General features: G+C 66.6%; 11 protein-coding genes. 6 read left to right on the forward strand and 5 right to left on the reverse strand.

Features of this window, described 5'->3' with window-relative positions; translation table 11 throughout:
• Positions 1-5: 5 nt before the first annotated feature.
• The 5 genes from QQS14_RS02175 to QQS14_RS02195 all read left to right on the forward strand — a co-directional run bounded on the left by QQS14_RS02175 (position 6) and on the right by QQS14_RS02195 (position 5,692).
• Positions 6-1,280, forward strand: a complete 1,275-nt coding sequence (locus QQS14_RS02175; protein ID WP_285905251.1) for a KamA family radical SAM protein — start codon at positions 6-8, stop codon at positions 1,278-1,280.
• Positions 1,277-2,314 (forward strand): D-alanine--D-alanine ligase family protein, encoded by a 1,038-nt coding sequence (locus QQS14_RS02180; RefSeq protein WP_285905252.1) that lies wholly within the window; start codon positions 1,277-1,279, stop codon positions 2,312-2,314. Before QQS14_RS02175 ends, QQS14_RS02180 begins: the two co-directional genes overlap by 4 nt.
• Positions 2,311-3,324 carry a D-alanine--D-alanine ligase family protein gene (locus tag QQS14_RS02185; protein ID WP_285905254.1) on the forward strand — a complete coding sequence of 338 codons (1,014 nt, stop codon included), beginning with the start codon at positions 2,311-2,313 and terminating at the stop codon, positions 3,322-3,324. Before QQS14_RS02180 ends, QQS14_RS02185 begins: the two co-directional genes overlap by 4 nt.
• Position 3,325: 1 nt before the next feature.
• Complete coding sequence (locus QQS14_RS02190; RefSeq protein WP_285905255.1) at positions 3,326-3,844, forward strand: GNAT family N-acetyltransferase; 519 nt, start codon at positions 3,326-3,328, stop codon at positions 3,842-3,844.
• A gap of 84 nt (positions 3,845-3,928) precedes the next feature.
• The gene (locus QQS14_RS02195) at positions 3,929-5,692 is read left to right on the forward strand and encodes a histone deacetylase family protein (protein ID WP_285905256.1); all 1,764 of its coding nucleotides are present in this window, start codon (positions 3,929-3,931) and stop codon (positions 5,690-5,692) included.
• Positions 5,693-5,743: 51 nt separating this feature from the next.
• Here QQS14_RS02195 and QQS14_RS02200 read toward each other — a convergent pair whose 3' ends face one another.
• The 5 genes from QQS14_RS02200 to QQS14_RS02220 all read right to left on the reverse strand — a co-directional run bounded on the left by QQS14_RS02200 (position 5,744) and on the right by QQS14_RS02220 (position 12,536).
• The gene (locus QQS14_RS02200) at positions 5,744-6,385 is read right to left on the reverse strand and encodes a histidine phosphatase family protein (RefSeq protein ID WP_285905257.1); all 642 of its coding nucleotides are present in this window, start codon (positions 6,383-6,385) and stop codon (positions 5,744-5,746) included.
• Positions 6,386-6,419: 34 nt separating this feature from the next.
• Positions 6,420-6,590, reverse strand: coding sequence for a hypothetical protein (locus tag QQS14_RS02205; RefSeq protein WP_285905258.1), 171 nt, complete (start codon positions 6,588-6,590; stop codon positions 6,420-6,422).
• A 143-nt stretch (positions 6,591-6,733) separates the two neighbouring features.
• The gene (locus QQS14_RS02210; protein WP_285905259.1) at positions 6,734-9,898 is read right to left on the reverse strand and encodes a beta-phosphoglucomutase family hydrolase; all 3,165 of its coding nucleotides are present in this window, start codon (positions 9,896-9,898) and stop codon (positions 6,734-6,736) included.
• 28 nt (positions 9,899-9,926) lie between these two features.
• Complete coding sequence (locus tag QQS14_RS02215) at positions 9,927-11,129, reverse strand: trehalose 6-phosphate synthase (protein WP_285905260.1); 1,203 nt, start codon at positions 11,127-11,129, stop codon at positions 9,927-9,929.
• A 9-nt stretch (positions 11,130-11,138) separates the two neighbouring features.
• A complete protein-coding gene (locus tag QQS14_RS02220) occupies positions 11,139-12,536 on the reverse strand; it encodes a DUF4139 domain-containing protein (protein ID WP_285905261.1) in 1,398 nt (465 codons plus the stop codon).
• Positions 12,537-12,795: 259 nt separating this feature from the next.
• Here QQS14_RS02220 and QQS14_RS02225 point away from each other — a divergent pair, with 259 nt between their 5' ends.
• Positions 12,796-13,776 carry a GGDEF domain-containing protein gene (locus QQS14_RS02225; protein WP_285905262.1) on the forward strand — a complete coding sequence of 327 codons (981 nt, stop codon included), beginning with the start codon at positions 12,796-12,798 and terminating at the stop codon, positions 13,774-13,776.
• The last annotated feature ends 81 nt before the right edge of the window (positions 13,777-13,857 follow it).

Raw genomic sequence — 13,857 nt, forward strand, 5'->3', positions numbered from 1 at the left:
TGACAATGATCGAAATCGAAGCCTGCACCGAACAGGAGCCTCCCCTTCCCAAGGGTGTCCCGTCCGCTGAAGAAGCGCAAACCGTGAACACGGCACGCGAAACCGATGATCCCGTCCCCGGCGGCCCCTATCCCTCCATGCGGGCCTTCCGCGAGCACGTTTTTCCGGGCGTGACCGAGGCTCGGTGGAACGACTGGCGCTGGCAGATCGCAAACCGCGTGCTGGACGTGGACACCGTCGAAAAGGTGCTCGGCTATTCCCGGGCCGGGTCCATGCCCCTTGGCAAGGGGCTGCCCATGGCCGTGACCCCCTACTATCTCGGCGTGGCGGCCGTGGCCGGGTCCGCGTCCCTGCGCCGCTGCATCGAGCCGACCATCCACGAATTCGTCATGGACACCAGCGAGGCCGAAGACCCGCTGGGCGAGGAGAGCCACACCGCCGTGCCCGGCATCGTCCACCGCTATCCGGACCGCGTCCTTTTCCTGGTCACCGACTATTGTTCCACCTACTGCCGCTACTGCACCCGCTCGCGACTGGTGGGCAAAAGCGGCCGCAGGCACGACGCGCGCAAGTGGAAGCGCGGCATCGACTACATCCGGGCCAACCCGGCCATCCGCGATGTGCTTCTCTCGGGCGGCGATCCCCTGACCCTGCCCGACGACCGGCTCGACTGGCTGCTGACCGAACTGCGCGCCATCCCCCATGTGGAGATCATCCGCATCGGGTCCAAGGTGCCCGCCGTGCTGCCCCAGCGCATCACGCCCGAGCTGACGGCCATGCTCAGCAAGCACCACCCGCTGTTCATCAGCCTGCACTTCGCCCACCCCGACGAGCTGACGGCCGAGACCGTGCGCGCCTGCACCATGCTGGCCGACGCGGGCATCCCCCTGGGCAGCCAGACCGTGCTGCTCAAGGGCGTCAACGACGATGTCCCGACCATGAAGCGGCTCATGCAGGGGCTGCTCAAGGCCCGGGTGCGCCCCTACTACCTGTACCAGTGCGACCCCATTCCGGGCTCGGCCCACTTCAGGACGCGCGTGGAAAAGGGGCTTGAGATCATCCAGGGGCTGCGCGGCCACACCTCGGGCTACGCCGTGCCCAGCTACGTCATCGACGCGCCCGGCGGCGGCGGCAAGATACCCCTGCTGCCCGAATACTATGTGGGCCGCGACGAGCGCGGTGTGCTGCTGCGCAACTACGAGGGCAAGCTCTACACCTATCCCGACCCCGAGCCCGCGACCGTCATGGCGGCCGCCGCGCTCACGGAGAACGCGCAATGATCATCGGCATGACCTACGACCTCAAGGACGACTACCTCAAGCAGGGATTGTCGTGCGAGCAGGCCGCCGAATTCGACTCCGAGGTGACCATCGCGGGCATCCAGGGGGTCATTGAGAACCTCGGCCACACCGTGGACCGCATCGGCAATATCTCGGCCCTGGTCTCGCGGCTGGCGGCCGGGCACCGCTGGGACATGGTCTTCAACATCGCCGAGGGGTTGCACGGCCTGGGACGCGAGGCCCAGGTTCCGGCCCTGCTCGACGCATGGTCCATCCCCTATACCTTTTCCGGCCCGGAGCTGATGGCCCTGACCCTGCACAAGGGCAGGACCAACGCGGTGGCCCGCTCCCTGGGCGTGCCCACCGCCGACTACACGGTCATCACCCGGCTTGCGGACCTGGACGCGGTGTCCCTGCCCTTCCCGCTGTTTGCCAAGCCCGTGGCCGAGGGCACCAGCAAGGGAATCAGCGACCGCTCCCTGGTCCGCGACGCCGCCGCCCTGCGTGAGGTCTGCGCCGAGTTGCTGGCCGCCTTCCGCCAGCCGGTGCTGGTGGAAACGTATCTGCCCGGCCGCGAGTTCACAGTGGGCCTTCTGGGCAGCGGCGACCACAGCCGCGTGGCCGGAGTGATCGAGGTCAGGGCCGTGGGTCAGGGCGACGCCTCTGCCTACACCTATGAAAACAAGCAGGACTGGACCCGGCGCGTGGCCTACGAGCTGGTGGACGACGAGGCGGCCATGGGCGCGGCCCGGCTGGCCCTGAACGCGTGGCGCGCCCTGGGCTGCCTGGACGCTGGCCGCATCGACGTGCGCCTGGGCGCGGACGGCGCGCCCCGCTTCATCGAGGTCAACCCCCTGCCGGGCCTCAACCCCGAAAGCTCGGACCTGCCAATCCTGTGGCGCCTTGGCGGCCGCTCCTACGACGCCCTGATCCAAGAAATCCTTCACTCCGCACTCGGCCGCATCAGTGCCGCAGAGACTGCCGGGGTCGCTACCGGCATCGCTACCGGGGTCGCAGCCGGGGTCGCAGCATGAAACGCACCGCAGCCGTGGTCAGAAACAGGGTCCCGCGCGGCGCGGCCGGTGACGTGGCCGACGTCATCGCCCAGAGCCGGTTCGTCAGCCGCATGCTGCGCGAACTGGGCTGGAGCGTGGTCGAGGTGGAGCTTGGCTCCGACCTGGGCGAGGCCGTGAACACGCTCCAGGGAATCCGCCCGGCCGTGGTCTTCAATCTGGTGGAAAGCATCATGGATTCCGACGAGCTGGCCAACCTGACGCCGGTCATCTTCCGCAAACTCGGCCTGCCCTTCACAGGGACGGACAGCTCGGTGCTCTTCCTGACCAACGACAAGCTGGCCGCCAAGCGGCACATGCTCTCAGTGGGCCTGCCCACCCCGGCCGGGGTGGACGAGACCGGCCTGAGGCGCGGCCGCTTTCCCGGCCCGGGCCGCTACATCGTCAAGAGCCGCTGCGAGCACGCCTCCATCGGCCTGGACGATACCTCGGTCATGGACATCGCCAACGCGGACCAGCTGCTGGCCGCCATGACCGCCCGCCGCCACCGCCTGGGCGGGGTCTGCATGGCCGAGCGATTCATCGACGGCCGCGAATTCAGCGTGTCCCTGCTCGAAACACCGGACCACATGGCCGAGATTCTCGGCTCGGCCGAGATCGTGTTCCGCGCCGACATGCCGGTCAAGATCGTGGGCTACGACGCCAAGTGGCAGGAGGGGTCCGAGGCGGATCTGGCCACGGTGCGCGGCTTCGGCTTCCGCCGGGCCGAGCCCGGCCTGGCCGCCCGACTGGAGCGCACCGCGCGCGACTGCTGGGACGAGATGGGCTTGAGCGGCTACGCCCGGGTGGATTTCCGGGCCGACGCCAAGGGCGACCTGTTCATCATCGACGTCAACGCCAACCCCTGTCTGGCGGAAAACGCCGGATTCATGGCCACGGCCAGGGAGGCTGGACGCAAGCCCTCGGACGTCATCGCGGCCATCGTGGACGGCGCGCTGCGGCGGCACACCGGCGAAAAAAAGGCGGCCTGACGTGAGCGAGACGCACATCCTGACTCTGGACATCACCTACGGCGATCAGCTGGCCGTGGAAGACGTGCGCACCCTGTGCGCCCTGGCCGCCGAGACCCGCTTTTTTTCCGAGGAGGAAGTGCTCATCGTGGAGGAACTGGCCTGGGCGGCCATCACCGAGGGCGAAGAGAGCGGCTACCACTTCCTGCTGGCCCGGCCCGAGGCCGATCCGCTGGCCCCGGCCGTGGGCTTTGCCTGCTTCGGCCCGGTGCCCTGCACCCGGGGCAGTTGGGACCTCTACTGGATCGTGGTCGATCAGGCCATGCAGGGACGCGGCCTGGGCAGGCGCATCCTGCGCGAGTCCGAGAGGCGCATCCTGACCATGGGCGGCCGCAAGGTGTTCGTCGAGACATCCTCGCGGGAGCAGTACCTTCCCACCCGGGGGTTCTACGAGTCCTGCGGCTACGCGCTGGAATCGCGCCTCATCGACTACTACGACCGGGGCGAGGACTGTCTGGTCTACACCAGAACCCTCGACTGACTGGACACCGGCATGCGCACGGGACGCCCATGGCCCGGCCAACCTGATCGAGACCACCAGACCGCGCAAACCAAGGACTGACCCATGTTCAAGATCCGCCCGGTGTACGACACCCGGCTGCCCGTGGATCAGGCGGCCGTGACCAGGGTGCAGGCCATCCTGCGCGAGCGCTTTCCCCTGCTCGATCCCTCCGAGATCGAGCAACTTCCCGACCTGCTGACCAATCCCTTTCTCAAGCAGTACCGCTCCATCCTCTTCGTGGCCGAGAACGGTCGCGCAGAAGTGCGCGGCTTTGCCCTGCTCTGCCACTTTCCCGATCTCGACTTCTGCTACCTGGACTTCATCTCGGTCAGCCTGCGCCACGGCGGGGGCGGCATCGGCTCGGCCCTGTACGAGAGGATTCGCGAAGAGGCCATGGCCCTTGGCGACACGGCCCTGTTCTTCGAGTGCCTGCCCGACGACCCGGCCCTGTGTTCCGGGCCGGACATCCTCAAGGAAAACAAGGCCCGCCTCGCCTTCTACGAGCGCTATGGCGCCCGGCCCATTACCGGCACGGCCTATGAAACCCCGCTGACACCCGACGCGGAGTGCCCGCCCTATCTGGTGGTCGATGCCCTGGGCAGAAAGCTCAAGCTCACCCGCGCCCGGATACGGGCCATCGTCCGGGCCATCCTGACCCGCAAGTATCGCGATGTCTGCCCGGCCGAATACACGGACATGGTGGTAGCCTCGTTCACCACCGGCCAGCTCACCTTGCGGCCGCCGCGCTACAGGGCCCGAAACGACACCGCGCCCGACATGATCGCGCCCGGCCCGGTCATGAGCCGCGACCGGCGCATCGCCCTGGTGGTCAACGACCGCCACGACATCCACCATGTCCGAGAGCGCGGCTATGTGGAGGCCCCGGTGCGCATCGCCAAGATCCGCAAGGAGCTGGACAAGAGCGGCCTCTTCGACGAACTGGCCGTGCACCACTTTCCCGAGTCGGTCATCACCGCCGTCCACGACAAGGGATACGTGGACTACTTCCGCCGGGTCTGCGCCAGCCTGCCCGAGAACAAGTCCGTGTATCCCTACGTCTTCCCCATCCGCAACGCCACGCGACCCCCGCGCGAGCTGCCCGTGCGCGCGGGCTACTACTGCATGGACACCTTCACCCCCCTCAACGCCAATGCCTGGAAGGCAGCCAAGCGCGCCGTGGACTGCGGGCTGACCGCGGCCCAGGCCATCGTCATGGGGCGCAGGCTCGCCTACGCCCTGGTGCGGCCGCCCGGCCACCACGCCGAGCGCCGGGCCTTTGGCGGGTTCTGCTACTTCAACACCGCTGCCGTGGCCGCCCACTGGCTCTCCCGGATGAGCACCGTGGCCGTGCTCGACATCGACTACCACCACGGCAACGGCACCCAGAACATCTTCTACGAGCGCGACGACGTGCTGACCCTGTCCATCCACGGTCACCCCCGCTTCGCCTACCCCTACTTCAGCGGATTCGCCGAGGAAACGGGCAAGGGCAAGGGGCTGGGCTACAATCGCAACTTCCCGCTGCTGGAGCGGGTGGACGGCGAAAAGCACCGCAACACCCTGGTCCGCGCCCTGGCCCTGGTCCGCGACTTCGCGCCCACCTTCCTGGTCGTCTCCCTGGGCCTGGACACGGCCAAGGGAGACCCCACGGGCACCTGGAGCTTAAGCGCCCGCGACTTCGCGGCCACGGGCCAACTCATCGGCCGCCTGGGGTTGCGCACCCTGGTCATCCAGGAGGGCGGCTACCTGATCCGCTCCCTGGGCGTCAACGCCCGCAGCTTCTTCCAGGGCCTGCACCAGGGCGCGACCAGGGCGACCCGGCGCTGACACCGTTTTCTACCAGAGGAATAGATGGGTTCGGGATGCGCCAACCGGCGCTTACGCCTTGTCGTGCAGGCACAGGCCCACACGGTGGGCTGTCCAGCCCTCGGGCGTGCGGTCGAGCACGTTGACGCAGCAGTAGTCCTGGGGGATGGAAAAGAGATCGGCCAGATGGCGGCCGGTGACATGGCAGAGGAGCGCCCGGTTGAAGCCGCCGTGGGCCACGGCCAGGACCGTGCCGGTCAGCGGTGCCAGCGATTCGAGAAACCGGACGGCGCGCGCCTGCACTTCGGCAAAGCTCTCGCCGCCGGTCGGGCGGTATCCGGCCAGGTCGGTGCCGCGCGCCTCGTACTGGCCGGGGTATCGGTCGCGCACCTCGTCCACGGTCAACCCCTCCCACCGCCCGAGGGCGATCTCGCGCAGCAGGGGCGTGGGCGCGGCCCCAAGGGGCCTGCCGCCGCCCTCCCGGCCGCCAACCACGCCAGGTGCCTTGGCCCATTGCGCCTGGGCACAATGGGCCAGCACGCGCCGGGCCGTCTCCCGCGCCCGGGCGAGGTCGCTGCAAAAGGCTCCGTCAAGGGACAGGGACAGCGCCCGGCCCACCGCGTCCGCCTGCCGCTCGCCCTCGTCGTCCAGAGCCATGTCGCGCTGGCCAAGGAAACGCCTGGGCGTCACCTGGACCACCTGGCCGTGGCGCATGAGGATGAGCCGCAGGGTCGTGCCCCGGGGCGGATCAGTAGGAAAAGGGATACTTGCGCCCGTCCTTTTCGTAGCTCTTGCTCTTGTCGAAATTGAAAGACTCAAGCTCCCGCTTGGGTTGGCTCGACTTCCTGCGGAAGAGGAACAGGACAAGGGCCAGCCCGACCACGGCCAGGGCCAACCCGACGTATATGTAAGTCTGCATGGGAATTCTCCTTTGCTCCGGCACCAGCCGTCAGCCGTGCACAGGCGACACGATCAGGCTGCTACTGGGGAAACAGCACCATTTTAGATGCTCGCCCAGCGGGCGTCAATACGATCCGGCCGAAAGACCGCATCTGACCGGCGCTACTCGCGCACAGCCTCCACGGTCATGCCCGGCTTGAGCATGTACGGCTTGCCGAAGATTTCCACGGGCAGCACCCGGTCGCCCTTGTGAAAGGCGGTCATGTTCACGCGGTCGCGGGCGATGTGCAGATCGAACCACACCTTGCGCCAGACAAAGCTCAGGTGCACCTCGCCCCAGTGGGCGGGCAGGTCCGGGTCCACCTTCATGGGCGTGGCCGAGAGGTTGAGCCCGGCGAAGTCCTGCTTGACCACCTCCAGGGTCCCGGCCATGACGCCGGAGTGGATGCCCTCGATGGTGGTGCCGCCCTGAGTGTCCTCGATGTCGCTGTGCATGGCTTCCATGAACCAGTCCCAGGAGACCTCGCTCGGGTAGATATAGCGGGAGATGACCGCGTGCACCACCTTGGACAGGGTCGAACCGTGGCTGGTGCGCTGCTCGTAGTAGTCGTAGTTGTCGCGCAGCAGCTTGACGGGATCGTCCACGCGGTGGCCGAGCTGGTTCAGGATACGCGCCACCTCGTCGGGTTCGAGCACATACCAGGTCATGAGCGTGTCCGCCTGCTTGGCCACCTTGTAGTTGTCGGGCGAGTCGTTCTCGGCCTTGAGGATGCGGTCCATGCGATGGATGGAGTAGAACCGCTTGCGGTATCCCTCCCAGTCCAGTTCCGGGAGGTCCATGTAGCCGTCGAACTGGCTGATGATGCCGTCCTTGGTCATGATCACGTTGAGCTTGGTGGTCATGTCGCGCCACCTGTCCAGATCGCGCTCGGTCAGGCCGATGCGTTCGGCCACGTCCTCTCGCACCCTGGCGGGCAGCTCGTCAAGGATTTCCAGGGACTTCTCCAGCAGCCAGACCACCATGATGTTGGTGTAGGCATTGTCTTTCACGCCGGGCTTCTTGCTGCCCGGCAGCTTCTCGTGGAACTCGTCCGGCCCCATGATGCCCTCGATATGGTACCGGCCGGTGCCTTCGTCGAAGCGGGCGATGGAGCCCCAGAAGCGGGCGATATCGAGCATCAGTTCGGCCCCGAAGGCCTTGAGAAACGTCTTGTCGCCGGTCCACGAGACATAGCGCCAGGCGTTGACGAAGACGGCGATGGACACATGCCGCTGGCGGCGCGACAGGTCCGGGTCCCATTGCTTTGACTCGGGATTGTAGTGCACCTCCTGGGTCTCCTCGGTGCCGTCGTCTGCGGTCTGCCACGGGTACATGGCCCCGACGCAGCCGTTTTCGCGGGCGTAGGCCCTGGCCGCGTCGAGCCGGTTGTAGCGGTACATGAGCAGCGACTTTGAGATTTCCGGGAAGTTGGAGTCAAAGAAGGGCTGGATGTACATCTCGTCCCAGAAGATGTGGCCCCGGTAGGCCTCGCCGTGCAGTCCGCGGGCGGGCATGCCCGCATCACGGTTGATGTTGTGGGGGCTGGCCGTGACCAGCAGGTGGTAGATGTGCAGGCGCAGCACCCGCTGCACGAAGCGGTCGCCGGTGACCCGAATGTCCGCCTTCTGCCACAGCCCCTTCCAGCTTCTAATGTGAGGGCCGTGCACCCCGGCAAAGGTGCGCACCCCGCGCAGGCCGTCCAGGCACATTTCCTTGAGATCACCCGGCTCCTGATCGAGAGAGGTGCGCACGTACACGAACTTTTCCAGCGTGTACCGGGTGTTTTCCGTGGCCGAGATGCATATCTCCTCGGACACCTTGGCCTCGTCCTGGACCACCTCGCGCTGCACGCGCAGCGGCTTGCCATCCTCAAGCACCGCGCACTTGGCGGCCATGACAATCTGGTAGCGCGACTGCGTGGTCTCCACATGCAGGAAGATGCCGTCGCCTGCCGCGCCGCCGCCCACCCGGCGCAGGTGGCGGGTGTTGAGGGAGGCGTAGCGGGCCACGCCATTGTTCTCCACATTGCCGTCGATGGTCGAGCGCAGGGTGATGCGCGAGGAATAATTGAGGGGCGTCAGGTCGAAGCTCAGGGCGCAGAGGTGGCAGTCGGCCATGGACGCCAGCCTGCGCGAGGCGATGCGCGTGATCCGGCCCACCTGATCCTTGACCACCATGTCGCGCGAGAGCACGCCCGAACGCATGTCCAGCCGGTGGCAGTAGCTGAGAATCTCCATGGACAGCGGGCTGACGAACTCGCCCTGGCCGATGCGGAACTCCACGGGCAGCCAGTTGGGGCAGTTGACCATGTCGTTGTTCCACACGTCGCGCCCCTGGACCTGGCTGACGGTCTTGTTGAACACGCCCGAGATGTAGGTGCCGGGATAGAAGTAGTAGGAGGCGCACTCGCACTCGTAGGCGCCGCGCGTGCCGAGGTAGCCGTTGCCCACGGCGGTCAGGGTCTCGCGCAGTTTCTCGTCGCCAGGATCGAAGCCGTTGTAGGTCAGGAACCACTCGTCGCTGGCCATGCCTGTCTCGAACCAGTCGAAGAGGTCGTCCACCGTGATCTCGCCGAGATCCGAGACGACCTTGTCCGCGCCGAAACGCAGCAGCAGCTCGCCCGGTGTGTTGCGGGCCACGCCCAGGGTCATGCCGAAGTTGCCAGCGCGCCCTGCCTGGACGCCGGAGATGGCGTCCTCCACCACCACGCACTCGCCCGGGTTGCACTCAATCTCCCTGGCCGCGGCGATGAAGATGTCCGGGTCGGGCTTGCCCTTGAGGCCGCGCTCGGCCGAGACCATGCCGTCGATATGGGCCTCGAACACGTCGTCGAGCCCGGCCAGTTGGAGCACGAGCATGCAATTGCGGCTGGAGGTGGCCACGGCCACGCGCACCCCGCGCGCCTTGAGCTCGTCGATGAGGCGCACCGAGGTGGCGAAGACCTCGGGGCCTTCATCGCGCAGAATCTTCTGATACACCTCGTTCTTGCGATTGCCCACGGCGCAGATGGTGTCCAGGCCGGGCGGGTCGTCGGGGTCGCCGGCGGGCAGCCGGACTCCGCGCGACTTGAGAAAACTCAGCACACCCTCGAAGCGCGGCTTGCCGTCCACGTAGTTCTGGTAGTCCCGGGTACGGTCAAAGGGCTCGAAGGGAATGGTCTTCTCCTCCGAGTGCAGCTTGAGAAATTCGTTGAACGCGGTTTCCCATGCCTGGGCATGGACGCTTGCCGTCCGGGTGATCACGCCGTCAAGGTCGAAGACGACGCCTTTGAGAGGAATTGCAGCCACTGTATCTCCTTGTCTGAAGTTGTCCCGGTCACGGGGACAGGGAACCCATGATCGCCACCAGCATGTCCGGCTCGGGGACGATCACAGCGTTGGCCGTCACGCCCCTGACCCTTGTGGCCAGGGCTTCGTCGCGGGTCACGAAGATGGCCCGGGTGTCGGCGGCCATGGACATGGCGGCCTCAAGCATGGGCACGTCGCTGTTCGTGTCTCCGCAGACGAGGTGCGGACCATGGACCATCTCGAGGTCCAGTTCGGAACTGAGGTATTTCACCCCGTCCCCCTTGTCGAAATCCTTGAGCGCGTCGCCCTCGGTCTCGATGGTCAGGATGATCTCCACATCCAGCCCCGTGTCCTCGATGCGCAGCATGTCTTGCCTGGCGTCCAGTTCTTCCACCAGGGAGCCAATCACGCCGAGAAAGGCCAGGGACTCGTCCTCGGGCACGGACCGGCCGATGTCCTGCCGGGCCACGGTGGACTGGCCGAACTTGAATTGCAGGCCCGAGCCGATGAGGGAGAACTTCTCGTACTGGGGTTTGGTCACCAGGGCGGCCAACCGCTCGTTGAGGTCGGCCATGAGGCGCTGCTTGTCCGGCGATATGGGCAGGCGGCGGACCCGCCCCTCCAGGTCGAGGCACTCGCGCCCCTTGGACGCGGCGTAGTAGATGCGCCCCTCGGGGTTGACGCTGATCTCGATGAGCCCGGCCAGTGGGGCCGAGGTCAGGATGACCGGCCGCTGCACCCGGCTCATGGCGAAACGCGACAGGAAAACCGCGTTGTACACCGACTGGATGGAGGTCAGGTAGCGGGCGCAGTAGTTGTTGATGGTCCCGTCGCGGTCGGTGATCATGCAGTTGAGGTGCAGCCCGTCGAGCAGCTCGCGCCCGGCCGCCACATGCTCGTCAAAGCCGGGATGCAGGTCGGCCAGGAAGTCGAGGAAGAGATCCTCCCCCTGTTCGAGGAAGAAGATGTCCTTGCGCGTCTCGTTGATCTCGTAGTCCATGTCGAGACCGATGTCGCGCACCCCGTCAAGGGAGAGCACACGGCGGCCATCGGCCACGGGCACTTCCTCCAGGGCGTGCAGGGCGCTGCGCAACGAGGGCACCACGTCATCCGGCATCTCGTCGCCACGCAGGATGGCGGCCACGGCCATGGCGCGCACCTCGCGGGTGGCGGCCATGAGGGCGTAGAAGTCCTTGAGGGTGGTCAGGCTGGTGGCGTCAATGGCGGGCATCGCGTCTCCCTAATAGCTTACTTGCACGGTGTAGGTGACAACCATGGGCGCGCCGTCGTCGGTGGCGGGCACCATCAGGTCGAATTCGAGGCTCCCGGCGTCAGGGGTGGCGTGGTCGTGGCTCGCGGCCGTGACCTTCCACTGGCCCGGATACACGTCCGTCAGCTTGAGTGCCCGGGGTTCGGCCTTGCCGTTTCGCACCTCGATGCGCCAGCTCGTTTCCACGGAATTCTTGCCCAGCCGGGTGAAGCCGGTCTGGGTCCGGGTCACGGCCACGTCAAAGGAGGAGCCAAGGGCCAGATCCACCTCGCTGCCACGGCCCACATGACCGATCCGTGCCTCGCCCGCCAGCAGCAGCCGGCCGTCCGAGGCGGGCATGAAGACGCGGGCCAGCCCGGCGGGCATAGCCCGGCCCAGGCCATTGGCATCGGTATTGTCAAAGCGCAGGGCCAGGGCCACCGGCTGGGACACCGGGCCGGACACCTGGCCTATCCCGCCGTGGTAGCGGCTCGAAAGCTCCTGGCGCACCGCCACCTTGGGGGCAGAGAACAGGCTCAGCTGGACCATGCCCGAGCCGGGGATGTCCACGGGCCGCTCCACGGTATAGACATGATATTCGGAGAAGGATTCCTCGGCGGGCTGCCCGGCCATGACCGCATCCTCGTTCATGGCCCTGGCGACCATCAGCCCCTTGGCCCGCTCCGGCGCGGCCTGGCGCACGTCGCCAGCCACCAGCTTCAGGGCGGCCTCGGCGTGGGCATGGCCCGAGCGGTTGTCCACCGTGGCCCAGGCATCGACGGCCGCCGTCTTGCTCGCGCCGTCAACGATGACGGTATAGTCCGCCCGCCAGTTGATGCCGCCCATGAGGTAGCTCAGGCGCACATCGCGCCGCCCTTCGCTGCCGTTCTCGGTGATCAGGGTCAGCGTGGGCACCGGAGTCAGGTCGCCGGGCAACTCGGGCAGCAGCAGGGCCTCGTAGGCCCCCACATAGACCTCGTCGCCGACCATGAACACGGGTGCGCCGTCGTTGGCAATGAGGGTGGCCTTGCGCAGGGTGCGCGCGGTGGCGTCGGCCGGATCGGGCAGGATGACCGTCAGCTCGCGGCCCACATAGCGGTCAAGCAGCGCCTGCACCGTGACCGGCTGGGATGCGTATTCCAGCCCGACCACGCGCATGCCCGGGGCCGATGCGCGCACCGAGGTGGGCTCCAGGGTGGCGGGCACATCCTTGAAGACCACCCGGGCCGCGCCCTTGGGCAGGGTCACGGAACGCGACTCCTCAACCAGGGCGCGCCCGGAATTGTAGACGGCCAGGGAAGCGCCGGCGGTTCCGGCGGCCCGAGCCTGACCCGGCAGCAGCAAAAGCAGGGCGGCAATGAGGATCAACAACCTATCGGGTTTCAGCATGGTCGGGTCTTCTCCGTCGTGTAGTGACAGGTTTCGTGTGAAAAAAAGGTTCGCCAAGTAAAGCCAAACTACATTGCCGCGCCTCGTTTTGCAAAAAAATTACACGTCTTTTTCCCGGCATCGGCATTGGTTTTTCCCAACTCCCCGTATTCATGCCGATTTTGACTGACCATACCCAGCCCTGCCGCGTCTCCCGGATATGTCCGCAGACGGTGATTGCTCGCCAAGCAAGGTGTTTTCTGGTAGTTGCCTGTCCATCATGAAACTTCTTATTGTCGATGAGTGCTCGGCCTCGGTGGCCTTCATGCGCGAGGTCCTTTTCAGGGCGGGCTACACCGACATCATTGCCGTGTCACGTTTCGACCAGGCCATGGCCGTGCTCGCCGCAACCATCGAGTCCGACGACCCGGCGGATCTGGTGATCATGGGCGTGGACCTGCCGGGGCATGGCGGCATCGGGGCCATCCTGACCCTCAAGTCGCACCACGCCTTTGAGGACATCCCGGTCATCGCCGTGACGCAGCACAACGACGAGGCCACGCTGGACCACGCCTTCGCGGCCGGAGCCTCGGACTACATAGTCAAGCCCCTCAGCGCCATCGAACTGCGGGCGCGGGTGCGCTCGGCCCTGCAACTGCGCCGGGAGATGGTCAAGCGCATGCAGCGTGAGCGTGAACTGGAGAAACTGGCGCGCAAGCTTGAGCGCATGACCAACCTCGACAGCCTGACCGGGTTGGCCAACCGCCGCTGCTTTGACGATGCCCTGGTCAAGGAATGGGTGCGCAACGGCCGGGCCGACGCGCCGCTGGGCCTGATCATGATCGATATCGACCACTTCAAACATTACAACGACGCCCTTGGGCACGTGGACGGCGACACCTGCCTGCGCCGGGTGGCCGAGGCGATCCGGTCCGTGGTCCACCGACCGGGTGACATGGTGGCCCGCTACGGAGGCGAGGAATTCGCCGTGATCCTGCCCAACACGGACTATGCCGGTGCCTTGGCCGTGGCCGAAAACATTCACGCCAGCGTGGCCCGCATCGGCATTGAGCACCCCGACTCCTCGGTGGGCTGTGTGGTCACCGTGTCCATCGGCGTGGCATCAGGCGTTCCCACCTGCGGCACCACGCCGGAGCAACACCTCCAGGCGGCCGACCGCGCCCTGTATCAGGCCAAGGAATCCGGCCGCAACCGCACCCGGGGCATCTCCCTGCCCGGCCCGGAAGATCTCCGCCAGTAGCCCATTCCCAGCCCCGGCCCGCCGGAATACTGCCCACGCGGACGCACCACTCAGGCAGGCCCGGGGACCAGGAAAGCACGG

It is taken from the genome of Pseudodesulfovibrio pelocollis (assembly GCF_030282845.1).
Taxonomy (GTDB): Bacteria; Desulfobacterota; Desulfovibrionia; order Desulfovibrionales; family Desulfovibrionaceae; genus Pseudodesulfovibrio; species Pseudodesulfovibrio pelocollis.

Excerpts from the sequence above, each read along its gene's own strand:
- QQS14_RS02185 (WP_285905254.1), top strand. The coding sequence starts at position 2,311 with ATGAAACGCACCGCAGCCGTGGTCAGAAACAGGGTCCCGCGCGGCGCG.
- QQS14_RS02215 (WP_285905260.1), bottom strand. The coding sequence starts at position 11,129 with ATGCCCGCCATTGACGCCACCAGCCTGACCACCCTCAAGGACTTCTAC.
- QQS14_RS02205 (WP_285905258.1), bottom strand. The coding sequence starts at position 6,590 with ATGCAGACTTACATATACGTCGGGTTGGCCCTGGCCGTGGTCGGGCTG.
- QQS14_RS02175 (WP_285905251.1), top strand. The coding sequence starts at position 6 with ATGATCGAAATCGAAGCCTGCACCGAACAGGAGCCTCCCCTTCCCAAG.
- QQS14_RS02200 (WP_285905257.1), bottom strand. The coding sequence starts at position 6,385 with ATGCGCCACGGCCAGGTGGTCCAGGTGACGCCCAGGCGTTTCCTTGGC.
- QQS14_RS02195 (WP_285905256.1), top strand. The coding sequence starts at position 3,929 with ATGTTCAAGATCCGCCCGGTGTACGACACCCGGCTGCCCGTGGATCAG.
- QQS14_RS02180 (WP_285905252.1), top strand. The coding sequence starts at position 1,277 with ATGATCATCGGCATGACCTACGACCTCAAGGACGACTACCTCAAGCAG.
- QQS14_RS02225 (WP_285905262.1), top strand. The coding sequence starts at position 12,796 with ATGAAACTTCTTATTGTCGATGAGTGCTCGGCCTCGGTGGCCTTCATG.
- QQS14_RS02220 (WP_285905261.1), bottom strand. The coding sequence starts at position 12,536 with ATGCTGAAACCCGATAGGTTGTTGATCCTCATTGCCGCCCTGCTTTTG.